The sequence below is a fragment of the Micromonospora terminaliae genome (assembly GCF_009671205.1).
GTDB classification, from domain to species: Bacteria; Actinomycetota; Actinomycetes; order Mycobacteriales; family Micromonosporaceae; genus Micromonospora; species Micromonospora terminaliae.
The window spans coordinates 6,201,256-6,225,214 of sequence record NZ_CP045309.1; the positions used below are offsets into that span (position 1 = coordinate 6,201,256).

Genomic DNA, 23,959 nt, shown 5'->3' on the forward strand with positions numbered 1-23,959 from the left:
CCGACCCGACCGACGCACCAGCCCGCCGGTCAGCCCGGTACGCCCGTGCAGGCCGCGCCGTCGATGGTGCACGCCGTGGGCGTGGCGCTGAGCGCCGCGCCGTTAACCCGGAACGTGACCCGGACCGTGCCGTGGCCGGGCACCCCGGCAGCGTCCTCCTCCGGCACGAAGGTCCACGTCGCGCCGTCCCCGGTGGCCCGCGCCCCGGTGACCGAGGTGACCCGGAGCGAATCGCGGGGCAGCACGACGACCAGGGTCCAGGTCGGCGCCGGAGCCGTACCGGGGTTGTCGATCGTCACCGCGGCGCCGTAGCTGAGTAGGGCGTTGTCCTCGACCGCGAAGGCGGCACCCAGCGGGACGGGCGGTGGTGGGGCCGGGGTGGTGGTCCCCGGCGGTGCCCCGGCCGAGGGCCGGGTGGCCGGCGGGGCTGGGACCGCGGGCGCGGCCGTGGTCACGGGCGGTACGGACGTGCGGGGGTGGGCCACCGTCGGCGCCGGGTGGTCCTCCGGCGTTCCGGTCGCGACCGGCCCGGTCGCCGGCACGCTGCCGCCAGGACCCACGGCGACCGGCGTCAACCGCTCCGGGGTGCGCAGCACCGTGACGATCGAGTACGCCGTCGCGAGCAGCACGCCCAGCGCGGCGACGATGGCCACGTAGGCGAGTCGCGAGCCGTCCCGCCGGCCGGCGGCCGCGCGGCGCACGGCCCGGGCCGCGGCCACGAGCCCGTCCAGCAGGATGATCGGCAGCGTCCGCCGTGGCGGGGACGGTGGTGCCGGCACTGGGCCTTTCCCCCTTCAGGTCGTCCCTCGGGCCGGAGCCCGCGGTTTCCGCCGCACCTCACAGCGTGCGGAGACCGTCGAGCAGCGCCTCGAGCAGTTCCCTGGACGGCGCCCCGGACAGTGACGGCGGCTCGTGCGTCTCGATCAACCCCACCTCCAGCAGATCGCCGAGCAGCACCCGGACGGTACCCAACGGAAGCTCCAGGTCGGCGGCGACCTCCGCCACCGACAGTGGACGGTGGCACCGGTCGACGATACGCGCCTGCTCGGGAAACAACCGCGCCGAGGGAGGCACGCTCCGCCGGGTCACCACGAGGGAGATCAGGTCGAGCTGGCCGTGCTCGGACGTGAGGCGCCCGCGCGTCACCGTGTACGGCCGGGCCACCGGCCCGGCGTCCTCGTCGTACCACGCCTCGTCACGGTCTCCAGTGGTGCGCACCGCTGGTCCCGCCGGTTGCCGTCCGGGCTTCGAGGTAGACGGGCAGCGCGCGCTCGGCCTGTGCCGCGAACAGCGCCACCTCGTACGCCATGTCGCCGACGTCGGCGTCTCCGCTCATCCGGACGGTGAGGATCGCGCCGCCCCGCGTGGTGGCGACGAACACGAACGAGCGCGCCATCTGCACGACGACCTGCCGGAGCCCGCCGGCGAGGCACACCCGCCCGGCGGCCTGCCCCAGCGCGTACAGCCCGCTGACCAGGCTGGCGAGATGCTCCGCGAGTTGGTCCGCCAGGTGCCCGGACCGGCCGAGCAGCAGGCCGTCGGGGGAGAGGACCACGGCGACCTCGGCCCCCGGGACCCGGTCGACCAGGCCGTCGAGGGCGTCGGTCAGGCTGTCGGTGGCGACCGCTGAATGCGTCATACAGGTCCTCTCCCGCTGTTGCGGAGCGTTGTGGCGAGGTTGTCGGGGACGGTGGGCGCGGGCGGGACCGCGCCGGACGGGCGGACCCGTGTGGGCAGCCCGCTCTCGTCGACCGCCGGAGCCGGCGGGTGCGAGGCCGGCACACCGTCGCCGGCGGGCGTGGCCGGGGTGACGAGACCGGGCGGGAGCAGTACGACGGCGGCGGTCCCGCCGCGCGGGCCGGGACGGAGCGAGACCCGGGCGCGGCACCGGGCGGCGAGCAGGCCGGCGACGCGCAACCCGGTGTGGCCGGCCTGCGAACCGTCCAGGAGCGCGTTCGCCTCGGCCAGCGCGGCGGTGCCCAGGCCCGGCCCGTCGTCCAGGATCACCACGGCGCAGCCCTGCGGCCCCGGCTCACCGGCGACCCGCACCGTGGTGTGCTCCGGCGAGCAGGCCAGCCCGTTCTCGATCAGCTCGGCCAGCAGGTGGACGACGTCGGTGACGGCGGTCCCCGCGAGCGTCCACGGCCAGTGCGGAGCGATCAGCACCCGGTGGTAGTCGGGCACCTCGGCCACCGCCCCGCGGACCACGTCGAGCAGCGGCACGGGCCGCCGCCAGCGGCGGGCCGGCACCGCACCGGCGAGGATCACCAGCTTCTCCACGTTCCGCCGGACCCGGGTGGCGAGGTGGTCGAGCCGGAACAGGTCGGCCGTCTCCTCCGCCGTCCGCTCGCGCCGCTCCATGGTGCCCAGCAGGGTGAGCTGCTCGTGCAGGAGGGCCTGGTTGCGCCGGGTCAGCCGCAGGAAGAGCTCGCCGGCCCCGGCCGGCTCCGACGCCGCGTCGCCGGTTGGGCGGCGGACGGCACGGGCCCAGCCGACCAGCACGACGAGCACGGCGATGAGCCCGAGCCCCACCACCACGCCGGTACGGGTGACCACCAGGGCGGCGCCGGGGGCGGCCCGCTCGACGCTGCCGCGTGCCGTGCTGGTCACCAGGTCCCGCAGCCCGCTCAGGGCCGGGTCGACCGCCTCCCGCCAGCCCTGCGCACCGATCCCGGCCGTGCCGCCGGCGCCCGCCGTCCGCAGCAGCCGGTCCTCGATCCGCAGCAGGCCGGCGAACCGGGGGCTCTCCACCAGCCGCTGGTGCCGGTCGCGTCCGTCCGGCGGCAGCGCCGCGGCGGCGGCCGTGCGGGCGTACCGCTGGGTGGTGACCAGCTCGACCAGGCGGCGCCGGTCGTCGTCGCCGAGCCCGGCGCCGGCCAGGGCCGCGGTCATCAGGGTGTCCTCGCGGGCGAGCAGCTCGCGGGCCCGGGCCAGCGCGACGACGGCCCGGGTTTCGGCGGCCAGCTCGTCCTCGCGCCCGCCCCACTCCGGCCCGTACACCGCGAAGGCGGTGTCGATCAGCCGGTCGTACGCCGCCACCGCGCCGGGCCGGTCGAGCCGCCCGCTGTCCACCTCGGACCGGAGGGTGGCCAGCCCGGCCAACTGCCGGACCAGCTCGTCGGCGCGGCGCCGCACCGCGCCCGCCGTGAGCAGCCGCGGGTCGTGGCCCTCGGTGAACCCGCGCACGGGGGCGACCGCGCCGTCCGTCCGGTCGCGCGCCCCGGCCAGTGCGTCCCGGGTGCGCCCCGCATCGGCGAGCGTCTCGGCGGTCAGCCGGCGTTCGGACTGGAGGGTGAGGATCAGCAGGTCGGTGGGCTGTCCGAGGGTGTTCGCCAGGGCCCGGACCCGGACCAGGCCGGCGGCGTCCCGGACGGTCAGCACCGCCGCGTACGCCCAGAGGGTCAGCAGCACGGCGGCCAGCGCGCCGAGCCTCAGCCGCAGGCCGGGGTCACCGGGTCGCCCCGCCGGCCGGTTCACCGCGGCTCCCGTTCCGGCCAGGGTTGCCGGCCCGGCGCGCTCGACCGGTCGGCGACGACGGTGCGCAGCAGGGCCAGCAGCTCCGCCCGGTTGGCGCAGTTCAGCCGCGACCGCATCCGTGCGACGTGATGCTCGACCGTCTTCGCCGAGATGAAGAGCCGGTCGCCGATCTCCCGGTAGGTCAGGCCGGCCAGCACCAGCTCGGCCACCTCGTGCTCCCGGTCGCTGAGCCGGTAGCGGGTGGGACCGGTGCCGGCGTCGGTCGCCGGTGCGTCGTCCGCCTCGCCCGTGCGGGCGGCCGGCCGCGCCTGGAGCACCCGGGCGCACTCCAGCAGGGTGGTCATGGCCCGCCGGTCCGAGGTGCGGATCGCGGCCTGCCCGGCCAGGCGGGCGGCGTCCCAGCACAGGCCGGCGTCGTGCAGCCCGCGGGCGGCGGCCTCCACCCGGACCGGGTCCACGACGCCGCGCAGCACCTCGACCCAGCTCGCGGCGGCCGCGGCGGCCACGGCGGCGTACCGGCTGTGGTCGGCGGCGGCGAGCAGGGCGGCGACGTGGGCGTCGGCGACGGCCGGCTCCTCGGTGAGGATCGCGGCGTGCAGCCCGGTCCAGTGCAGCGGCGCGCTCCACAGCGCCGGGCCGTCGAGCCGGTCCAGCAGCAGCCAGGCCTCCCGCAGGTAGGGCTTCAGGCGGTCCAGGTCGCCCAGCCGGGCGCCCGCGACCGCCAGCTCGCCCAGCGGCAGCAGCGTGAACAGGTCCACCGGGTGCCGGACCACCGCCTCCAGCGCCGGGCCCCAACCGCGTTGCAAGGCCCCGACGTCGCTGGTGCGCCGGGCGATGCCGAGCCGGAGCGCACTGGCCAGGAGCAGGTCACGCGACTCCAGTGGCCGGCCGCCGGCCGTCACCGCGGCGAGCCGGTCGGCCGCGGCGGCCGTCTGGCCGCGGACCATCAGGATCCAGGCCTGCAACAGCCGGTGGCGGCAGACCATCAGGGGCCCGCCGATGCCGGTGGCGACGGCCCGGTCCAGCACCCCCTCCGCGATGTCCAGCTCGGCACAGTGGACGGCGGTCAACGCGGCGAGCGCGGCCGGGCTGTCCGGCAGGAGCACCCGCCGCCCGTCCGGCTCCAGCAGCGCGGTCGCCTGCACCAGCCGGGACAGCGCGGTGGTGGGCGGGCCGCTGACGCTCTCCCGTACCCCCTCGGCCATCAGCCGCGCGGCGCTGGCGTGCAGGGTCGGCGGCCCGCCGGCCGGGTCGTCGGGCAGGTCCGCGCCCGTGGGCGGACGGCCGAGGGCGAGCGCGCCGACGGCGGCGAAGGCGGCGGACGGGGCGAGGCGAGACCACCGGTACAGCTCGACGCTGCGCTCCACCTGGCCCCGGTGCGCCAGCGCCGTCGCGGCCACCGTGGCCGCCTCCGCCCGCACGGGCGGCGGGGCCGTCGCCAGCAGGCGGTTCGCCAGCCGCAGCGCGGCCTCCAGGTCGCCGGCGAGCGCGGCGGCGACGGCCTCCCGGGCACCGGCCGGCAGGCCGGCCGCGGTGGCCGCGGCGAACAGCTCGGCGGAGAGCGCGGGCTCGCCGCCCAGCGCCTCCTCGGCGGCGGCCTCCAGCGCCGCGGCCGGGCAGTCGGCCAACGCGCCCGCCGCCCGCAGGGACCGGACCAGCGGAAGCACCGCGGCGCCACGACCGAGCTGCACCTCGGTGAGACGGCGCCAGATCGCCGTGCGGTCGGTGGCCGGGCTCAGCGCGACGACCGCCCGCCGCACGACCGGCGCGAGCCGGCCATCGGCCCCGAGCAGGCCGGCCGCCCTGGTGTACGCCACCAGGTCGTCCACCGCCGCCGGCTCCCGGTCGAGCAGCGGGCCGAGCAGGTCCACGGGCAGCGGCACGCCCGCGGCGACGGCCAGCAGCAGCCGCCGGGCGTCCGGCGGCAGTTCCTCCAGGTCGGTGCCGAACGCCAGGACGGCCGCCCGCGGCGGCTCGGCCGGGAGTCCGGGTGGGCGCTCCGGCCCGCGCAGCCCGCGGACCAGCCGCTCGACGTCCCGCGGGACTCCGCCGGTCTGCCCGTGCACGAACGCCGCCAGCTCGTCGCCCCGGTCGAGGTCGGGCACGCCGGCGAGGTAGTCGCGCGTCTGCTCGGCGGTGAACGGGCCCAGCACGACCTGCTGCCCGTCCCGTTTCAGCGCGTCGGCCAGCCGGGCCAGCGCGGCCGACCGGGGCCACGGCCGGTAGCCGATCAGCAGCCGGTGCCGGCGGCCGACCACCAGCCGGCGCAGCGTCTCCAGCCGCGCGTCGTCCAGCAGGTGCGCGTCGTCGACCACCAGCGCGGTCTCCGGGTCGACCGGCTGGTCCGGGCTCGGGGCGCCGTCCCGCACGGCCCCGCCCGCGTCCCGGTGGACGCGCGCCAGCTCCCGGAGCAGGACGCTCTTGCCGTGGCCGCCGGGGCCCGTCACGCCGAGGGCGAGGGGGCGCCCGGGATCCGCCGCGACCGCGCCGAGCAGGGCGGTCGGCTCGGGGCCCAGCACGAGCCGGGCGTCCGTGGCGGCACTCATGATCATGACGGTCATCCTTCGCGATCCCGGCCGCGCCCCCGGGCCAGCGCCAGGCGGGACGTCTTCGGCAGGGTCAGCGGGGTGATCCGGACCGGGGGGCGGGCCGGCGGCTCGCCGTGCCGGGGCTGGTCGGGTTCGGTGTGCCGCCGGGCCGGGACGGGAGGCCCGGCGTCGCTGACGGGTGCGGCGGCCGGCGCGGGGCGGCGCGGGCGCGGGGACACCACCTGGCCGGCGGCCAGCGCCGCGCCGGTGGCGGCGGTCAGCTGGGGGTCCGGCTCCACCTCGACGGGAACGGGCAGGGCCGCGGTGAGCAGTTCGCGGACCAGCGGGATCCGGGCCGAGCCGCCCGCCAGGAGGACGGCGTCGAGCTGCGCCGGCGTCAGCCCGGCGGAGTGCACGGTCCGCACCAGCAGGTCGACGGTGGCGCGCACCGCGGGCCGGATCAGGTCCTCGAACCGGGCCCGGGTCACCGGCACCCGCACCGGCCCGTCCACCAGGGTGAGCACGACGTCGGTCTCCGTGCCGATGGTCAGCTCGCGCTTGACGCGCTCGCACTCCGCCAGCAGCCCGTGCGGCGCGAGCCCGGGGCCGAGCGCGGCCCGCACGTGTTCGGCGAGCGCCTCGTCGAAGTCGGTGCCGCCGAGCGACTCGAGGCCCTGCGGGAGGCCGAACGTCTCATATCTGCCCCGCGCGTTGCGGCGGACCAGCGCCGCCTCGAAGGTGTCGCCGCCGAGGGCGTAGACCGCGGCCGTGGTGCCCGGGAAGCCTCGGGCGGCGTGGCTCTCGGCCACCGTGACCGTGCGGGGGAGCAGCGTCACAGTGCGCAGGTCGAGGGTCCACAGCGCCCGGTACAGCAGGTCGCGCCGGTGCGGGCCCCACCCGGCGGCATGGCTGAGCACGACGGCCTCGGGGAAGGCGCCCTCGTGGGCGGCCACGCGGTGCACCACCCACGCCGCCAGCTCCGCGACCAGCGTCTCCGGCGGGCACGGTTCACCGCCGAGCAGGAGGGGCACGTCGTCGCCGACCCGGCGGACGAAGTCGCGGGTGGTGCGGCTGCCGTCGTCGGTGGCGGGCTCGCCGACCACCAGCGCTCCGTCGGGCGCCAGGTGCAGCACCGACGGTACGACCGGGGACCCGCCGCCCAGCGCGACGACCTCGGGACGGGCCCAGGTCTCGCCCCGCCGTCTCGCGACGGTGGCGGCCGTGCCGGTGTTTCCGATGTCCAACCCCAGGACGTACGGCATTCGTTCTTCCTCCACCGCGAGTGGCCTGGGGACGGTGTCGGCACCGTGTGGACCCACCCCCGGCGAACCCCGTGGGCTCCTACGTTCGTACCAGAGATCACCGCCGACCCGGTACCCTAACTCCGGCCGGCCCGGCTCCCCCTGTCCCCCTAACGCACGAGGGGGCGAGGGCCCTAATCGGCGGGGGGCGGTTGCGGGTCGCGCCCCGATGACGGCACGGATCCCCGGCCCTAGCGTCACTGTCGCGGCACGACGGTGCTGACGCTACTTCGAGGAGACGCCCCCATGGATTCGCACCAGACCCTGCACGACTTCGTGCTCAACCTGCTCACCGACCCCGACGCGCGGTCGGCCTTCGACCTCGACCCGGAGGGTGCGCTGCAGGCCGCGGGGCTCACCGACGTCACCGCCGCCGACGTGCAGGACGTCGTTCCGCTGGTGGTCGACTACGCCCCCGGCGCGGCCGGGCTCGCGCCGGTGGCCCCGGTGGCCGGGCAGCTCGGGCTCGACCCGCTCACGAGCGACGCCACCGACGTGGTCGGCCAGCTCCAGGCGCTGCCGTACCAGGTCGGCGTGAGCAGCTCCCACAGCGGCGTGGACGTCTCGGCCGGCGCGCTGGGCGCCATCGCGGTCGACCCGGCCGGCCTGTACGCGGGTGCGTCGCTGGTCCCGGGCGTCGGCCTGGGCGTCGGGCCCGGCGGGCTCGGCACCGACCTGACCGCGGTGCACGACGTGGCGGACACCCTCGACTCGGACGTGGTGGGCGCCGTGGACACCGCCGCCGACCCGGTCGTCGGGGACATCGCCGGGACGGCCGGCGACCCGCTCGGCACCACGTCCGGCGTGGACGTGCTGCACGACGGTGGCCTGCTGGGCGGCGGCGACCTGGGCGTCCTGGGCGGCACGCAGGCCCAGGTCGACGGCGTCGTCGGCTCGCTCGGCGTCGACCACACCCTGGGCGGGCTCGGCCTGGGCGACGGCTCGGGCGTGGTTCCGCCGGTGCACGTCCCGGCCACCGTGGACGGTGTGACGCACCAGGTGGACAGCACCCTCTCCGGCGTCACCGGCACGGTCAGCGGTGTGACGGGCACGGTCGGTGGCCTGACCGGCGGGATCACCGACGGGGTGAGCGGCGACGCCGGGGCGCACGCCGCCGGGGTCCACGGCGACGTGCACGGCTCGACCGACGGCGGCCTGCTGGGCGGGCTGCTCTGACCGAGTGCTCAGCCAGGGACGGGAGGCCCGATCCGGCCTCCCGTTCCGGTTGGCGTTCACGACCCTCTTGATAATTGCGCTGAAATGCGCACACTTGGTGCGTGATCGCGGGGATCTGGCTGGACGTGCTCGACGAGATCGCCCGTACGTGCGGCGCACACGGGCGGGGCGACCTGCTCCAGACGGTGCGCCAGAAGCGGGTGCAACTGCTGGACCCCCGGCTGCGCGTCCTGGTCGTCGGCGAGTCGCAGCAGGGCAAGAGCCAGCTCATCAACGCCATCGTCAACGCACCGGCCTGCCCGGTCGGCGACGGCCGCACCACCGTGCTCCCCACCGTTGTGCAGCACGCGGAGGTCCCGTCGGCCGCCCTGGTCCAGGCGCCGCCGCCCGCCCCGGGCCGGACCGCCGCGGCGCTCCCGGGAACCGGCGAGCGGACCCCGGTGCCGCTGGACCAGGTCGCCGCCGGGGTGGCCGGCACGTTCGGTCGGCGGCCTGGCGGCGGTCCCGCGTACGTCGAGATCGGACTGCCGCGCGCGCTGCTCGGCTCCGGGCTGGTGCTGGTGGACACCCCGGGCACGGAGGAGGCGGCCGCGCTGGTCGCCGCCGGCCCGACCGCCGCGCCGGCGTGGGCGGACACCGTGCTGCTGGTCTCCGACTCCACCCGGGAACTCTCGGCCGGTGAGCTGACCATGCTGCTGCACGTCGCGCGCTCGCACCCGAACGTGGTGCTGGTGCAGACCAAGACGGATCTCGTGCCGGACTGGCGCGCGGTCGCCGAGCGCAACCGGCAGCACCTCGCCGAGGCCGGTGTGGCGGCGCCGGTCATCCCGGTCTCGGCGGCCCTGCGGCTGCGCGCGGCCGCCGGCGACGACCGGGAGCTGAACGCCGAGTCGGGCTTTCCCGTGCTGATCGCCCGGCTGCAGCGGGACCTCGCCGGCAAGTCCGACCGCCTGGCCCGGGCCGCGGTCGGCGTGATCGCCCGGACCGTGGTGGAACAGCTGGCCGCGCCGTTGCGCGCCGAGCTGGAGAGCCAGGAGGTCGAGGAGCAGTCCGGACCCATCTCCCGGCTCCACGCGGCGCAGCGGGAGGTCGACGAGCTGCGCCGCTGCTCCACCAGGTGGCAGAACACGCTGGCCGACGAGATGGCCGACCTGCTCTCCGACATCGAGTACGACCTGCGCGACCGCACCCGGCAGATCCTGCGGGAGGTGGACGACGCCTTCGACAGCGCCGATCCGCTGGTCAGCTGGGACACGTTCCAGGAGTGGCTGGAGCGCAGCCTCACGGAGGCGGCGGAGGCAAACCACGAGTGGCTCGTCCGGCGCTGCGACTGGGCCGCCCGCCGGGTGGCCGACACCTTCGCCCGGTACGGCGGCGACGTGCTGCCGCCCTGGTCGGCGACGGCGCCCCCGGACCCGGGTGCGGGCCTGCCGGAACTGGAGAGGCCCACCGTCGACCGGTTCACCACGAGCCAGAAGCTGATCAGCGGCATGCGGGGTTCGTACGGCGGCCTGCTCATGGTCGGGCTGGCGACGACGCTGGCCGGGATGCCCATGATCAACCCGCTGTCGGTGGGGGTCGGCGCCCTGTTCGGCGGCAAGAGCATCCGCGACGAGAGCAAGCAACTGCTCCGCCGCCGCCAGGCGGTCGTCAAGACGGCGATCCAGCGGCACGTGGACGACTTCTTCGTCCGGGTCACCAAGGACCGCCGGGACGCCGTGCGGCAGGTCCAGCGGATGCTGCGGGACCACTTCACGGCGCTGACCGAGGAACTCCAGGAGGCCATCATCCGGTCGTTCCGCAGCGCCAAGCAGGCCGCCGACACCGACGCGGCCGTCCGCGACCAGCGGCAGCGCGAGATCCGGCTGAAGATGACCCGGCTGGCCGGCCTCTTCGACCAGGCCCAGCAGCTGACCGGCGCCCGGCCGGCCCCGGCGCCGCTGGAGCCCCGGCCATGACGGTCGGGCTGCGGCTGGACGAGGCGGTCTGGGGGTTGCTGCACGAGGCGCTCCAGCACTACCGGGACAATCCCCGGGCGACGGACCACCTGCGGCACCAGCTGGCCCGGCTGGAGCAACCGCTGCGGATCGCGATCGCGGGCCCGTGGCGGTCCGGCAAGTCGACCCTGCTCAACGCGATCATGGGCGAGGAGGTCGCGCCGGTCGACGGCGTGGACGGCAGCACCGTCTTCACCTGGTACGAGGACGGGCCGCAGCCGAGCGCCACCGCGTACGCGAGCGGGCAGCCGCCGCAGGAGCTGGCGATCGCCAAGTCGGCGACCGGGATGCGGGTGGACCTGGTCGGCTGGCGGGCGGGCGAGCTGCGCGACATCGTGGTGCAGTGGCCCACCCGGACGCTGCGCCAGGTGACGCTCATCGACACCCCGGCCACCGGCCGCGACGAGCAGGGCCGGGCGCCGGTGATGGAGCGGGTGCTGCGGGACGCCGACGCGGTGCTGTACCTGACCCGCGACGGGCGCGACAGCGACCTGCGCGTGCTGGAGACCAGCCGGGAGAGCGCGGTCGGGCAGGCCGCCGCCGTGCACGTGATCATGGTGCTGTCCCGGGTGGACGAGACCGGCGGTGGCCGGATCGACGGCCTGCTCACCGCTCGCCGGCTCGCCCGCCGACAGCACCGGGACCCCCGGGTGAACGAGCTCAGCGTGCACGTCGTCCCGTGCAGCGGCCTGCTCGGGCTGGCCGGCCGGATCCTCAGCGAGTCCGACCACGCGGTGCTCGCGGCGCTGGCCCGGGTGCCCCGTCCGGAGCTGGAGACGCACCTGCTCTCGGCCGACCGCTTCCTCCGCGGCGACCTGCCCGTCCGGATCGACACCGGCGTACGCGCCGCGCTGCTGGACCGGCTCGGGCTCTTCGGGATCCGGCTGGCGACCACGCTGGTCCGCACCGGCTGCGACAGCCGGGCGAAGCTCTCCGCCGAGCTGATCCGGCGCAGCGGCCTGGCCGAGCTGCGCGAGTCGATGGCCCGCCTCCTGATCGACCGGCGGGACACCCTCAAGGCGCGCTCGGCGCTGGCGGCCGTCGAGGCGCTGGTGCGGGCCGAGCCCGGCCCCGGTACGGAAGACCTGCTGGGCCGGGTCGAGCAGATCCTCGTCGGGGCGCACGAGTTCCGCGAGCTGCGCCTGCTCGCCGCGTTGCGGACCACCCGGCTCGGGTTCGACGCCGACCTGGCGGCCGAGGCGGCGCGGCTGGTCGGCGGCGACGGGATCGGCCTCGCGGCCCGGCTCGGCGTGGAGCACGACGCCACGGTGCACCGGCTGTGGGACGTCGCCTCGGAGGCCCAGTGGCGGTGGCGGAACCGCGCCGAGGATCCGCTGCTACGGCTGGCCCAGCGGCGCGGCGCCCAGGTCGTCGTCCGCAGCTGCGAGGGGATGCTCGCCGAGCTGGCCGAGGGAGGCCGGTGACCGGCGCCGGCGGAGCCAGGCGATCGGGCGGACCTTCTCCAGGGGCAGGAAGCTGGTCATGGCCGCCAGGTGCGGCGCGAACGAGATGGTGATCGTCGCGATGGTCACCAGGTGGAACGAGTAGAAGAAGCCGACGGCGGCGAGCCGCCACCGCTCCCGTAGCAGGAAGACCACCGGGCTGAGCAGCTCGAAGGCCAGGATGCCGAACTGGGCGACGATCAGCAGGTGCGGCACCTGGGCGACCACGTCGGCCAGGTCGGTGCCCCGCCGGATGATCGCCCGGGCCAGCACCGAGCCGGTGGCCCAGTCCAGGCCGCCGAAGCGGAACTTGGCCCAGGCCGCCAGAAAGTAGGTGCAGATGACCGCGATCTGGGTGACCCGCAGCGCCCAGCCACCCGCCTCGGTGCGGGTCGGGTCGCCGTGCCGGGCCCGCCCGGCGGTGGGCAGCGCGGCCAGCGCGACGAGCAGCCCGAACCGGTCGTGGTCGACCTTGCCGTAGCTCATCGCGACGATCATCCACTCGAAGTAGAGGGCGAAGACCGTCCAGCCGAGCAGCCGGGGCGCCCGGCCGGTGGCGGCGAGCAGGGAGACCGCCAGCAGCACCCAGAAGACCACGCCGACCAGGGCCGGAGTGGGGGTGGGCAGCGGAAGCAGCCGCCCGATCAGCAGCGGCTGGTAGAGGTCGCCGGGCACGTCGACCCGGGTGCGTACCCAGGGGGTGAAGACCAGGAGGTCGGCGGCGACGAAGAGGTAGACGAGGGTGCGGAAGGCGGCCACCCGGCCGCGCGGGACCGCCTCGGTCAGCCAGCCGGTCACGGAACGGTCTCCCAGCGCACGGCGGTGCGGTCGGTCCAGCGGCCGGTCGGCCGGCCGCCCTGGATGTCGTACCAGCGGACCACGATGCGGACCTCGACCAGCGCGGGGGCGGCCGGGTGGCGCTCGGCGTACGCCTCGGCGACCTGGCGCAGCAGGCTCGGGTCGGCGGCGTACCGGTCCTGCTGGCCCTCGATCTCGGCGCGCCGGATTCCGGTGGCGTCCTGGCCGAGGGCCACCACGGCCCCGGTGCGGTCCACGCCCTCGACCCGGGTGTCGGGTGCGGGCGCGTCCGGCGGCTCGGAGGTGGAGTACATCCGGAACGGCCCGAACGGGAAGTCGTCGTCGACCCCGCGCACCGTGCCGAGGAGGAGCAGCGCCAGCCCGAGCAGCGTGGCGCCCAGCCGGACGGCACGCCCGCGGGTGGTCAAGGTCTCCATCGGCTCGTGACGATACGGGATGAACGTGGCTAGAAGGCGTCGGTCCGTCGTCCATTCCTGGCTGCCCGTGTCGCTCTTTCCGGGCGGCACGGACGGCACCGGCCGGGCCCCCCGTTGGGGACCCGGCCGGTGTGTCGGAGCCGGTGGCTCAGTGCTTGTGGCCGTGCTCGGCGAGCTTCTTGCGGACGTCCTCCATGTCGAGCTGCTCGACCTGCTCGATCAGGTTCTCCAGCGCCGACTCGGGCAGGGCGCCCGGCTGGGCGTAGACGATCACGCCGTCGCGGATGGCCATCACCGTCGGGATGGAGCTGATGTTGAACTTGGCGCCCAGCTCCTGCTGTGCCTCGGTGTCGACCTTGCCGAAGACGATGTCCGGGTGCTTCTCGGACGAGCGCTCGTAGACGGGGGCGAAGCGCTTGCAGGGGCCGCACCAGTCCGCCCAGAAGTCGAGCAGCACGATGCCGTCGCGTTCGGTCACCTCGTCGAAGTTGGCCGTGGTCAGCTCAACCGTTGCCATTGCACTCTCCGATCAGCGCGGATTTCCTACGTCCCGTGGAACCAGGGTGGATGCCTCCGCATTCCCGTGACGTGCGCGACGAAACACTCCGCAGCCTGGCGGTGACGCTGCGACGCATCGAGCGAGGTCTCTCCGCCTGGCCCTGCGGAACGCAAGTGCATGCCGCATTTGCGTGACGGGACGTGATGGGAGCGTTCCCAACACGATCACGCGGACTGCGCGCTACGAATCGGTAACTTGACGCTTGACAAGCGGCGATCGAGCCTGCGGAGATCGCTTGTGGAGTGATCGCGAGTCACTACGAGTAGTGTTACGAAAAGATAAATGTGACGTCCGTCTCTGTCGTCACAGTACCGGCGTACGGCAGAATCTCCTGCATCAGAGCGTGGGCGGCGGGTGCCGGGGAGGGCCCCGCCGCTCATTGCGTCTCCACCCGGGTCGGTCCGGGTGTGACTTTTCCGCACCGGCAGCGCCCCGCCCCTCGCCTTAACAAGCGGTAAGGCATGCTGTGCCGAACTCCATCGCCGCCCGTCGAAGGGGACAAGGATGCAGTTCGGCCGCTACTACGAGGAGTTCGAGGTCGGCGCCGTCTACCGGCACTGGCCCGGCAAGACGGTCACCGAGTACGACGACCACCTCTTCTGCCTGCTCACCATGAACCACCACCCGCTGCACATGGACGCCCACTACGCCGAGTCGGCGAGCCAGTTCAAGCGCAACGTGGTGGTCGGCAACTACATCTACTCGCTCCTGCTCGGCATGTCGGTGCCGGACGTCAGCGGAAAGGCGATCGCCAACCTGGAGATCGAGTCGCTGCGGCACGTGGCGCCGACCTTCCACGGCGACACCATCTACGGCGAGACCACCGTGCTGGACAAGCGGGAGTCCTCCTCGAAGCCGGACCGCGGCGTGGTCGCGGTGGAGACCCGGGGCTACAACCAGGACGGCACGCTGGTCTGCGTGTTCCGCCGCAAGGTCATGGTCCCCAAGAGGGAGTACGCGGCCGCGGCCCTGCCCGAGGGCGTCGACCCCGAGCGGCCCAGCTTCCCCGAGCCGCGCTGACCCCTCCCGTACGCCCGGAAGGGCCTCTTTTCCGATCCGCGGGGAAGGGGCCCTTTTCCCGTTCCGGGGCATATGCTGACGCCGGAGGTCACCATGAGCCACTCCGTCGCCGGAGAGCCGCCCTCTGCCGGCCGCCGTGCCGCACCGCTGACCACCGCCGTCTACTCCGCGGCGGAGTGGGATCTGTTGACCGACCTGCCGGGCCGCGTCCTCGTCGCCGCCGCCACGCCCGGTCCGGGGCGCCCGCCGCGCGGCGTCGCCGCCGGGCTGGCCGGGCTCGACGCGGTTGCCGCCGGCCGGGCCTTCGACAGCGACCTGGTCCGAGCCGTGGTCGCCACGATCTACGCCCGCCACGACGGCGCCGCCGAGCGGGACGAGCGCCTCACCGACCTGGTCGACCTGCTCGCGGCCGCCCGGGCCGCCGTGCGGGTGCTCCAGCGGCGCGCCGACCCCGCCGACTCGGCCGCGTACCGGCAGTGGGTGGAGTCGGTGGCGGCCCGGGTGTGCCGGGCCGGCGAGCCCGCACCGAGCCCCGCCGACCGGCGCTTCCTCGACCGGCTCGCCGGCGCGCTGGACCTCCGCTGACCGTCGAACCCGTGGCGGCCGGCCCGCCGGACGGGCCGTACCCTCTTCAGACCGTGACCGACGACCAGCTCGACGTGGGTGTGGGGCCCTGGCCCGGCGACCCGCCGGACGACCCGCGCTACGACCCGGAGCTGCTCGCCCAGGGTGACCGGCGCAACGTCGTGGACCGCTACCGCTACTGGCGGCGCGAGGCCGTGGTGGCCGACCTCGACCGGCGCCGGCACGACTTCCACGTGGCCGTCGAGAACTGGCAGCACGACTTCAACATCGGCACGGTCGTCCGCAACGCCAACGCCTTCCTCGCCGCCGAGGTGCACATCGTCGGGCGCCGGCGGTGGAACCGGCGGGGCGCCATGGTGACCGACCGCTACCAGCACGTCCGGCACCACCCGACGATCGAGGAGTTCGTGGCCTGGGCGGCGGGGGAGCGCCTGCCGGTCGTCGGCATCGACAACCTGCCCGGCTCGAAGCCGCTGGAGACCGGCACCCTGCCCCGGCGCTGCGTGCTGCTCTTCGGCCAGGAGGGGCCGGGCCTCTCCGAGGTCGCGAGGACCGCCTGCGATCAGCTGTTCTCGATCGCCCAGTACGGCTCGACCCGCTCGATCAACGCGGGCGTGGCCAGCGGGATCGCCATGCACGCCTGGATCCGGACGTACGCCGGACCGCCACCGGAGTGACCGATCCGGCCGCTCCGCTTGACGGCCCGCCGGTCCGGGGTGACGGTGAAGACGTGAGTGTCGCGGTGAGTTGTCCCAGGTGCGCGGGCCCGGTCCGGGAGCCGGACCTGATGCACGGCGAATACCGGTGCCTGCGCTGCGGTCCGGTGCCGCCGCTGCACGTGCCGGGGCACATCGGTGCCGAGATCATGGCGAGCGTGGTGGAGCGGGTGGCCGCCGGCGCGGACCCGGACGGGCGGCCGGGAATGCCGCTGTGGTGCCCGTGGCCGCTGCCCACGGGGTGGACGCTGACCGGGGTCGCCTGGGCGGGGGACGACCGGTCCGGCGTCCGCGCCACGGCGGTCGCCTGCGCCGGTCCGGCCCCACTCGACGGTGGGCCGGCCGATCTCCTCTTCGTCGCCGAGGAGCCCGGCGTCGGGCTCGGATCCCGTCTCGCGGGCCTGCCCGGCCCCGACCCGGGGCCCGAGGTGGCGGAGGCGCTCGCCGATCCCGGCCCTGGTCACCCCGAACGGGTGCCGCACGCCAAGATCCGCGTGGGCGGCCACCCCACTCCACTGTGGCTCGTGAATTCTCCGACGGATCGAAGCGCGTACGCCGGCGAGGCTCGGGGAATGTGGCTCCATGCGATAGCCTGGCCGGCGAGTGCGGGTCACCTCCTCGCGGAAGAAGTCGTGCTGCACGACCTCACCGAGTGGACACCGCCCGAACTCGTGTACGGCGCACCATCTCCGTACCTGCACGGGCGGGCCTGACCGGCCGGCACCGGCGAGTCGGAGAACGGACGCAGATATTCACTGTACGACACTGCACTGATACTCTGGGTATCCCCGGTGATAATGGGGCCCGGCGCCGCGCGAGAGGATGGCCCATCATGGTCAAGAAGGTCCTCACCTGGGCCCTGGTCGCATTCTTGATCTTCTTTATCGCCTACCGGCCCAACTCCGCCGCGGACGTGGCCAAGTCCCTCGGCGGCGGAATCATGGACATCGCCCAGGGCTTCGGCGACTTCTTCACCAACCTGGTCGCCTAACCGCCCATGGGAAGCCCCGCCGGTCCGCCGTTCGACCCCGACGATCCCGACCGGGAGCGCCGGGAGCGCGACACCGAGCCCATCCCGCGGATCGACCCCGACGACGGGCCGGGCTTCGGCGCGGGCACCGGCTACGGCCCCGGTCCTTCCCTTTCGGACGACGCCGCCTTCGGTGACGGCCCGGCCTACGCCGGGGAGGGGCGGTCCGGCCGCGGCTGGATCCGCGACCCGGAGGCCGGCTACCAGAGCCCGCAGATCTCCGAGGAGGAGCTCGCCGGCCTGCGCGCCGACGCCTCCGGCATGGCCCCCCGCCGGGTGCTGCCGATGGAGGACGAGCCGAGCGCCCTGGCGGCCCGGTACCTCTTCCCCACCGAGCGCTTCCGGGGCGAGTGGAAGCGGCACTGGGTCCACCTCTCCACCCCGATCATCGTCGGCATCGCGGCGACCTTCGTGCTCGGCTACCTCTCCGGCTTCCTCGCCGGGCGCGACGTCGGGGCGCTGACCACCGTCGCGGTCCTGCTCTGGTTCGCCGTGATGGGCTGGGTCGCCTGGCGGGTCGCCGACTGGTGGTACGACCGCTTCATCCTCACCAACAAGCGGGTCATGGTGGTCAACGGGATCATCACCCGCCGGGTGGCCATGATGCCGCTGGTCCGGGTCACCGACATGAAGTACGAGCAGACCCCGAGCGGCCGGGCGCTCAACTACGGCACCTTCGTGCTCGAGTCGGCCGGCCAGGAGCAGGCGCTCCGCGAGATCAAGAACCTGCCCAACCCGAACGAGCTCTACCTGCGCGTCGTCGAAGAGATGTACGAGCCGCAGGCCGTCGAGGCGCGGATCGGCAAGGAGCAGGACGAGGCGAAGGCCGACGACGGCGCCTGAAGCTTTCTGTCCGAACATCGGAGGAACTGCGCACCTTTTGCCGTCGCCCCACCGCGCTCTACCGTGGGAGCCTGCCAGGCAGAACGGGGTGTGGAGGTGGGCGTGGCCAGCAGGGATCCGCTGGAGGAGGAGTTCCGCGACTTCGTCGCGGCCCGCTCCGGCGCCCTGCTGCGCACCGCGTACCTGCTGGCCGGTGACTGGGCCACCGCCGAGGACCTGCTCCAGACCGCGCTCACCAAGACCTACCTGGCCTGGAAGCGGCTCGGCGGGATCGACGCCATCGAGCCGTACGCCCGCCGGGTCCTGGTCAACACCTCGACCAGCTGGTGGCGCCGGCGCTGGCACGGCGAACGCCCCACCGAGGTGCTGCCCGAGCGGGCCGGGGTCGACGAGATCGAGCAGCAGCTCGACCGGGACGCGCTGTGGCGGCACCTCCAGGCGCTCCCGGCCCGGCAACGGGCCGTGCTCGTGCTCCGCTTCTACGAGGACATGTCCGAGGCGCAGACCGCCGCCCTGCTGGAGATCTCCCCGGGCACGGTGAAGAGCCAGACCTCGCGGGCGTTGAACACGCTGCGCCGCCGACTCGGCTCCGAGGAGGCCCTCGGCCTGCCGGCCGCGCCCGAGGAGCAGACCGCGCCGCCCGCGCCGCGTACCCCGCCGCGGGTGGTCCGGCAGCCGGCCGCGCCGCCGGCCGCCCCGGCGCCGCCGTCCGTCCCCGCGCCGCCGGTGGTCCGGCCGGCCACGCTCCCCGGCGCGGCCCCCGCGCGGCCCGCCGCGTCCGTCCCGGTGCAGTCCCGATGAGCCGCACGCCGGGGGACTGCGACAACCGGACGGGCGGTCCGGAGCGTCAACTACCCGTGACCGAGGACGAGCTGGAACGGGCGCTGCGGCAGACGCTGGCCGGCCGCGTCGCCACGTCCCGGCCGCTCCCCGCCGACCCGGCCGGCGCCGCGCTCCGGCGGGCCCGGCGTACCGCGCGGCGTCGCACGCTGACCGGGCTCGCCCTGGCCGGCGTGGCAACCGTGCTCGTCACCACCGGCATGGCCCAGCTCGGCGGGCCCTCCGGGCACGGCGGCACGCCGACCGTGGTGCTCGGTGACCCGGACGGGTTCTCGCCCTCACCGCTGCCCACGGCCACGAGCCCGGCGCCCGGCCCGGGCCCGGTACGCGCCGAGCTCGACCTGATCGTCGGCTCGTGGCTCGACACCAGCGGGGGCGAGCGCCGGGAACTGACCGGGGTGAGCGGCGTCGAGCGGGCGCAGCGGGTCCCGGACTACGGTGGCTGGCTCGTGACGTCGGAGGCCACCGCGGCCGGCCGTACCCTCTGGTGGGTGCCGCCCAACGGCAGCGACCCGCACGTGCTGCTCGCCGGGGCGGACGCCGTGGTGGTGTCCCCCGACGGGCGGCAGGTCGCCTGGCGCGACGGCGCCCACCTGGTCGCCGCCGGCGTGGTGGGGGGCCAGCTCGTGGCCAGCACGCGGACGACGGCCGCCGAAGGGGCGACGCCGGTCGGCTTCGCCGGCGACGCCGTGCTGGTCCGGCAGCCGGACCGCGGCGGGGTCGGCGTCTGGCGACGCTCGGCGGGCACGACGCCGGGCGCGGCCCGCCCGGACGTGCTCGCCGTCTACGGGACGCTGCCCGACGGCCGGGTGGTCGGCCTGGTCTCCGCCGGCACGCCCCGGCGGCCCTGCGTGGCCCTGCTCGACCCGGCCCGCGACCTCGCCCCGGTCCGCACCGGCTGCGGTCCGGCCGTGGCCACCGACGGCCTCGGCGGGGTCTCCGCCGACGGGCGGTGGCTGCTGGCCAACACGCGCACGGGCGCCGTGCTCGTCGACCTGGCCGGCCTCCGTGGCACCACCGCCACCACCACCCGCCCGGCCGGCCCGGCCGTCGCCGGTGCGGTGGCCTGGACCCGCAGCGGGGCCGCGCTGCACGTCGACGCCACCGGCGGCCTGGTGCGGGTACGCCCCGACCGGGTGCTGGCCGGCGAGCGTCCCACCGCCTCGCCCCTCGACGGGGTGGGCCCGAACGAGCGCCCCGTGGTGGTCGCCGACACCCGCTCCTGACCGGGGCGTAGCGTCGGCGGGGTGAGCGCGGCCGCCCGGATCGACCTGCACACCCACTCCACCGCCAGCGACGGCACCCTCGGCCCCGCCGAGCTGGTCCGGGCCGCCGCCGCGGCCGGCCTCGACGTCGTGGCGCTCACCGACCACGACACCACGGCCGGCTGGGAGCCCGCCGTGGCCGCCCTGCCGCCCGGGCTCACCCTGATCCGGGGCGCCGAGCTCTCCTGCCGCTGGTTCGGCGTCGAGCCGGCGATCCCGCTGCACCTGCTCGCGTACCTCTTCGACCCGACCGAGCCGGACCTCGTCGCCGAGCTGGCCCGGGTCCGGCGCAGGCGGGAGGAGCGCGGCGAGCGCATCGTGCGGCTGCTCCAGGCCGACGGGATCCCGGTGAGCTGGTCGGAGATCCTGGCCGGCGCCGCCGGAGGGACGGTGGGCCGCCCGCACATCGCGCAGGCGCTGATCCGGGCCGGGCTGGTCGCCACCACGACCGAGGCGTTCGGGCCGCGCTGGCTGGGCGAGCGGTACCGGCTGCCCAAGGAGGACATCGACGTGTTCCGGGCCGTGGCGCTGGTCCGGGCGGCCGGTGGGGTGCCGGTCTTCGCCCACCCGCGCGCCAGCCGGCGGGGCCGGATCGTGCCGGACCAGCTGATCGTGGACCTGGCGGCGGCCGGGCTGGCCGGCCTGGAGGCCGACCACGAGGACCACAGCCCGGCGGAGCGGGAGCACGTCCGGGCGCTGGCCGCCGAGCTGGGGCTGCTGGTCACCGGATCGTCGGACTTCCACGGCACGCACAAGACCGTCCGGCTCGGCGCGTTCACCACCGCGCCCGGGGCGTACGAGCGGATCGTCGAGCTGGCCCGGGGGGTGACCCCGGTCGCTTCGAGCTGAAGCGTTCCGGCCACGCGGCTACCGTGTCCGAGTGGATCTCAAGCTCTTCGGCGAGGTCTTCGTGACCCTGCTGGTGATCGTCGACCCGCCCGGCATGATGCCGATCTTCCTGGCGCTGACCGGACCGCTGGCCGCCCGCGACCGGAACCGGGCCGCCAGGCAGGCCGTCGCGCTGGCGCTCGGGGTGATCGTCGTGTTCGCCGTGGCCGGGCAGACGATCCTTGCCTACCTGCACGTCGACCTGCCCGCGTTGCAGGCCGCCGGCGGGCTGCTGCTGATCCTCGTCGCGCTGGAACTGCTGACCGGCAAGTCCGACGATCCCAACCAGCAGGCCACCTCCAACATCGCGCTGGTGCCGCTGGGCACCCCGCTGCTGGCCGGCCCCGGCGCCATCGTCGCCACCATGCTCTTCGTGCAGCGGGCCGGTGGCTTCACCGACTACCTGGCCATCGCTGCCGCGATCGTCGCCGTCATGGTCGCCGTCTGGGTGGTCCTGCGCTTCTCCGGCGGCATCGTCAAGGTCCTCCGGCCGGGCGGCATCGAGGTGCTGACCCGGATCGCCGGCCTGCTGCTGGCCGCCATCGCCGTGCAGCTCATCGCCGACGCGATCGCCGCGTTCGTCACGCAGTACCTCAACATGGGCTGAGCCGTTCCGGCCCTGTCGTACCGGGGTGGCAGGATCTCAGGCGTGCGACGACCCTCCCCGACCGGACGACCCACCGGCGGCCGGCCACCCCGGCCCCGGGCCGAGCAGACCGAGCAGCTCGGCTTCGAGGGCATGCCGGAGCGGCTCTTCGTCTGCACGCCCAGCAAGCTCGGTGCCTACGCCGACTGCCCCCGGCGCTACCGCTACTCGTACGTGGACCGCCCCGCGCCGCCCAAGGGCCCGCCGTGGGCGCACAACTCGCTGGGCGCCAGCGTCCACACGGCCCTGAAGAACTGGTACGCGCTGGCCCCCGACCGCCGCCGCCCCGAGGTGCTGGGCACCCTGCTCAAGGGCACCTGGGTCCGCGAGGGCTATCGCGACGACGAGCAGGAGCGGGACGCGTTCCGGCGGGCGCTGTCCTGGCTGGAGTCCTACGTGGCGGGGCTCGACCCGGCCGACGAGCCGGTCGGGGTGGAGCGGGTGGTCGCCGTGAAGACGGCGGTGCTCGCCTTCAACGGCCGCACCGACCGGATCGACTCCCGCCCCGGCCCCGACGGCCGGCCCGAGCTGGTCATCGTCGACTACAAGACCGGCCGCACCGGCCTCGACGGCGACGACGCGCGGGGCTCGCAGGCACTCGCGCTCTACGCCTACGCGGCCGAGCGGGTGTTCCGCCGCCCCTGCCGCCGGGTCGAGCTGCACCACCTGCCCACCGGCACGGTCGCCGCGCACGAGCACACGCCGGAGTCGTTGCAGCGGCAGCTCACCCGCGCCGAGGACACCGCACGGGACATCATGGCCGCCGAGCGGGCCGTGGCCGACGGCGCCGACCCCGACGAGGCGTTCCCCACCGAGCCGGGGCCGCGCTGCGGCTGGTGCGACTACCGGCGCACCTGCCCGGCCGGCGCCCGCACCCCGGCCAAGGATCCGTGGGCGGCCGTCGAGCGCCCCGCCGAGCCGGCCACCGACCAGGACTGAGCCGCGGGATCGAGCTGCCGGCGGGTCAGGCCGCGGCGAGGCGCGCGGCACGCTCCTTGGCGGCCTGCAGCAGCGGGCCCTCCCGGTAGCGCCTCGGCACCGCCGCCAGGGCCAGCCGCAGCGCGCGGACGCTCAGGTCCGCCGAGAGCGCGGTGGTGGGCAGGCCGAGGCCGCCGTACAGCCGCTGGGCCCAGGCCGGCAGCAGTGCCAGCGCCGTGCCGGCGATCCCCAGGTACGCCCACCTCGGCGGGCCGAGATGCAGGCTGAGCCGCACCGGCAGGCTGAGCTTCCACGGGATCGGCGGGGCGGTCAGGAAGAGTGCGGTCTCCGCCGCCTCCCGGGTCATCCGCAGCTCCGGCCGGACCCGGCGGTAGTAGTCGGCCACCTCGGCGGCGGTGCCCGGCACGTCGGCCGGGTCCAGCCCGACCAGGGCCGCCGCCCGGCGCTGCTCGGTGTAGTAGCCGTCGACCTCGTCGTCGGTCAGGGCGAGCCCCGCCCGGCGCGCGGTGCTGACGAACGACTCGACCTCGGTGACGTGCACCCAGCGCAGCAGGTCCGGGTCGTCGATGCGGAACTGCTCGCCGGTGAACGGATCGCTGGCCCGCATCCGGGCGTGCAGCGTACGCAGCCGCCGGCCGGCGGCCTCCGCCTCGGCGGTGGTGCCGTAGATCGTCGTGGCCACGTAGGTGGCCGTGCGGACCAGCCGGCCCCACGCGTCCGTCTTGTAGTTGCTGTTCTGGGCCACGCCCGCCATGGCGCGGGGGTGCAGTGCCTGGAGGTAGAGCGAACGCAGGCCGGCGACGATCAGGATCGGCTCCTCGTGCACCTTCCACGTGACCGATCCCGGACCGAACAGGCCGAGGTCATCGGAGTCCACCGACCAAGAGTGCCACGCTTCGCGCGGACCCGGCGTCTCCCCTCAGTCGTCGGCGGAGCGGCGGGCCTGGCAGGCCGGGCAGAGCCCCCAGAAGGTCACTTCCGCCTCGTCGACCTCGAAGCCGTGCGCGACGTTCGGGTCGAGGCAGGGCGCGTCGCCGGTGGCGCAGTCGACGTCGGCGATCTCGCCGCAGCCCCGGCACACCACGTGGTGGTGGTTGTCGCCCACGCGGGCCTCGTAGCGGGCGGGACTCCCGGCCGGCTCGATCCGGCGGGACAGCCCGGCCCGGGAGAGCGCACCGAGCACGTCGTAGACGGCCTGGGTGGAGACCGAGTCGAGACGCTCGCGGACCCGGCGGGTGATCTCGTCGACCTCCAGGTGACCGCCGGCGGCGAGCACGTCCAGCACGGCGAGGCGCGGCCGGGTGACCCGAAGGCCCTTCGACCGGAGCAGTTCCTCACCCGTGGACATGCGTCCATGACAGCACGGTGCACCGGGGCCGACAAGCGAGCGTGACCGTGGGTGGTCCGGGCCACAGGTGAACCGCGCCCGTCAGCCGTGCGTGTGTCGGTGTACGGAAGCGTGCCGGCGGATC

At 75.4% G+C, this 23,959-nt stretch carries 25 protein-coding genes; 14 read left to right on the plus strand and 11 right to left on the minus strand.

Features of this window, described 5'->3' with window-relative positions:
• Positions 1 to 29: 29 nt before the first annotated feature.
• The 6 genes from GCE86_RS28865 to GCE86_RS28890 are packed head-to-tail and all read right to left on the minus strand — an operon-like array spanning position 30 to position 7,267.
• The gene (locus GCE86_RS28865; protein ID WP_154229822.1) at positions 30 to 779 is read right to left on the minus strand and encodes a cellulose binding domain-containing protein; all 750 of its coding nucleotides are present in this window, start codon (positions 777 to 779) and stop codon (positions 30 to 32) included.
• Positions 780 to 837: 58 nt separating this feature from the next.
• The gene (locus tag GCE86_RS28870; protein WP_154229823.1) at positions 838 to 1,218 is read right to left on the minus strand and encodes a DUF742 domain-containing protein; all 381 of its coding nucleotides are present in this window, start codon (positions 1,216 to 1,218) and stop codon (positions 838 to 840) included.
• The gene (locus GCE86_RS28875; RefSeq protein ID WP_154229824.1) at positions 1,196 to 1,639 is read right to left on the minus strand and encodes a roadblock/LC7 domain-containing protein; all 444 of its coding nucleotides are present in this window, start codon (positions 1,637 to 1,639) and stop codon (positions 1,196 to 1,198) included. Before GCE86_RS28875 ends, GCE86_RS28870 begins: the two co-directional genes overlap by 23 nt.
• Entirely contained in the window at positions 1,636 to 3,477 is a 1,842-nt protein-coding gene (locus GCE86_RS28880) for a sensor histidine kinase (RefSeq protein WP_163636710.1), read from the minus strand. The genes GCE86_RS28875 and GCE86_RS28880 overlap by 4 nt, the downstream gene beginning before the upstream one ends.
• Positions 3,474 to 6,023: a helix-turn-helix transcriptional regulator gene (locus GCE86_RS32440; protein WP_154229826.1), complete on the minus strand. Its 2,550-nt coding sequence runs from the start codon at positions 6,021 to 6,023 to the stop codon at positions 3,474 to 3,476. The genes GCE86_RS28880 and GCE86_RS32440 overlap by 4 nt, the downstream gene beginning before the upstream one ends.
• An 11-nt stretch (positions 6,024 to 6,034) precedes the next feature.
• Positions 6,035 to 7,267 carry an Hsp70 family protein gene (locus GCE86_RS28890; RefSeq protein WP_154229827.1) on the minus strand — a complete coding sequence of 411 codons (1,233 nt, stop codon included), beginning with the start codon at positions 7,265 to 7,267 and terminating at the stop codon, positions 6,035 to 6,037.
• A gap of 285 nt (positions 7,268 to 7,552) precedes the next feature.
• On the opposite strand from GCE86_RS28890, the gene GCE86_RS32445 reads away from it, so the two are divergent.
• The 3 genes from GCE86_RS32445 to GCE86_RS28905 all read left to right on the plus strand — a co-directional run bounded on the left by GCE86_RS32445 (position 7,553) and on the right by GCE86_RS28905 (position 11,903).
• Positions 7,553 to 8,482 (plus strand): IniB N-terminal domain-containing protein, encoded by a 930-nt coding sequence (locus GCE86_RS32445; protein WP_154229828.1) that lies wholly within the window; start codon positions 7,553 to 7,555, stop codon positions 8,480 to 8,482.
• Positions 8,483 to 8,583: 101 nt separating this feature from the next.
• Entirely contained in the window at positions 8,584 to 10,440 is a 1,857-nt protein-coding gene (locus tag GCE86_RS28900; protein WP_244317104.1) for a dynamin family protein, read from the plus strand.
• Complete coding sequence (locus GCE86_RS28905; protein ID WP_204341678.1) at positions 10,437 to 11,903, plus strand: dynamin family protein; 1,467 nt, start codon at positions 10,437 to 10,439, stop codon at positions 11,901 to 11,903. Before GCE86_RS28900 ends, GCE86_RS28905 begins: the two co-directional genes overlap by 4 nt.
• Here the strand turns inward: GCE86_RS28905 and GCE86_RS28910 are convergent.
• The 3 genes from GCE86_RS28910 to trxA form a co-directional block, all read right to left on the minus strand.
• Complete coding sequence (locus GCE86_RS28910; RefSeq protein ID WP_154229829.1) at positions 11,817 to 12,719, minus strand: HTTM domain-containing protein; 903 nt, start codon at positions 12,717 to 12,719, stop codon at positions 11,817 to 11,819. The genes GCE86_RS28905 and GCE86_RS28910 overlap by 87 nt on opposite strands.
• Positions 12,716 to 13,156 carry a hypothetical protein gene (locus tag GCE86_RS28915; protein WP_154229830.1) on the minus strand — a complete coding sequence of 147 codons (441 nt, stop codon included), beginning with the start codon at positions 13,154 to 13,156 and terminating at the stop codon, positions 12,716 to 12,718. Before GCE86_RS28915 ends, GCE86_RS28910 begins: the two co-directional genes overlap by 4 nt.
• Positions 13,157 to 13,304: 148 nt before the next feature.
• Positions 13,305 to 13,673: a thioredoxin gene (gene trxA, locus GCE86_RS28920; protein WP_091260735.1), complete on the minus strand. Its 369-nt coding sequence runs from the start codon at positions 13,671 to 13,673 to the stop codon at positions 13,305 to 13,307.
• A gap of 546 nt (positions 13,674 to 14,219) precedes the next feature.
• Between trxA and GCE86_RS28925 the strand changes: the two genes are divergently transcribed.
• The 11 genes from GCE86_RS28925 to GCE86_RS28970 all read left to right on the plus strand — a co-directional run bounded on the left by GCE86_RS28925 (position 14,220) and on the right by GCE86_RS28970 (position 22,487).
• The gene (locus tag GCE86_RS28925) at positions 14,220 to 14,735 is read left to right on the plus strand and encodes a MaoC family dehydratase (protein ID WP_154229831.1); all 516 of its coding nucleotides are present in this window, start codon (positions 14,220 to 14,222) and stop codon (positions 14,733 to 14,735) included.
• 93 nt (positions 14,736 to 14,828) lie between these two features.
• Positions 14,829 to 15,320, plus strand: a complete 492-nt coding sequence (locus GCE86_RS28930) for a hypothetical protein (protein ID WP_154229832.1) — start codon at positions 14,829 to 14,831, stop codon at positions 15,318 to 15,320.
• A gap of 53 nt (positions 15,321 to 15,373) precedes the next feature.
• On the plus strand, positions 15,374 to 15,997 hold the full coding sequence (locus GCE86_RS28935; RefSeq protein ID WP_154229833.1) for a TrmH family RNA methyltransferase: 624 nt from the start codon (positions 15,374 to 15,376) through the stop codon (positions 15,995 to 15,997).
• A 53-nt stretch (positions 15,998 to 16,050) separates the two neighbouring features.
• Positions 16,051 to 16,749 carry a DUF6758 family protein gene (locus GCE86_RS28940; RefSeq protein ID WP_338106333.1) on the plus strand — a complete coding sequence of 233 codons (699 nt, stop codon included), beginning with the start codon at positions 16,051 to 16,053 and terminating at the stop codon, positions 16,747 to 16,749.
• A 119-nt stretch (positions 16,750 to 16,868) separates the two neighbouring features.
• Positions 16,869 to 17,027, plus strand: coding sequence for a hypothetical protein (locus GCE86_RS31760; protein ID WP_167537080.1), 159 nt, complete (start codon positions 16,869 to 16,871; stop codon positions 17,025 to 17,027).
• Positions 17,028 to 17,033: 6 nt separating this feature from the next.
• Positions 17,034 to 17,909, plus strand: a complete 876-nt coding sequence (locus tag GCE86_RS28945) for a PH domain-containing protein (RefSeq protein ID WP_154229835.1) — start codon at positions 17,034 to 17,036, stop codon at positions 17,907 to 17,909.
• 102 nt (positions 17,910 to 18,011) lie between these two features.
• The gene (locus tag GCE86_RS28950) at positions 18,012 to 18,710 is read left to right on the plus strand and encodes a SigE family RNA polymerase sigma factor (RefSeq protein ID WP_244317105.1); all 699 of its coding nucleotides are present in this window, start codon (positions 18,012 to 18,014) and stop codon (positions 18,708 to 18,710) included.
• Between the two features lie 56 nt (positions 18,711 to 18,766).
• A complete protein-coding gene (locus tag GCE86_RS28955) occupies positions 18,767 to 19,975 on the plus strand; it encodes a TolB-like translocation protein (protein WP_244317107.1) in 1,209 nt (402 codons plus the stop codon).
• Positions 19,976 to 19,996: 21 nt separating this feature from the next.
• The gene (locus tag GCE86_RS28960; protein WP_154229838.1) at positions 19,997 to 20,863 is read left to right on the plus strand and encodes a PHP domain-containing protein; all 867 of its coding nucleotides are present in this window, start codon (positions 19,997 to 19,999) and stop codon (positions 20,861 to 20,863) included.
• A 31-nt stretch (positions 20,864 to 20,894) separates the two neighbouring features.
• Entirely contained in the window at positions 20,895 to 21,509 is a 615-nt protein-coding gene (locus GCE86_RS28965; protein WP_154229839.1) for a MarC family protein, read from the plus strand.
• Between the two features lie 132 nt (positions 21,510 to 21,641).
• A complete protein-coding gene (locus GCE86_RS28970) occupies positions 21,642 to 22,487 on the plus strand; it encodes a RecB family exonuclease (protein ID WP_239542331.1) in 846 nt (281 codons plus the stop codon).
• Between the two features lie 25 nt (positions 22,488 to 22,512).
• Here the strand turns inward: GCE86_RS28970 and GCE86_RS28975 are convergent, their stop codons facing one another.
• Positions 22,513 to 23,364, minus strand: coding sequence for an oxygenase MpaB family protein (locus GCE86_RS28975; RefSeq protein WP_154229841.1), 852 nt, complete (start codon positions 23,362 to 23,364; stop codon positions 22,513 to 22,515).
• 42 nt (positions 23,365 to 23,406) lie between these two features.
• Complete coding sequence (locus tag GCE86_RS28980) at positions 23,407 to 23,835, minus strand: Fur family transcriptional regulator (RefSeq protein ID WP_091260714.1); 429 nt, start codon at positions 23,833 to 23,835, stop codon at positions 23,407 to 23,409.
• Between the last annotated feature and the right edge of the window lie 124 nt (positions 23,836 to 23,959).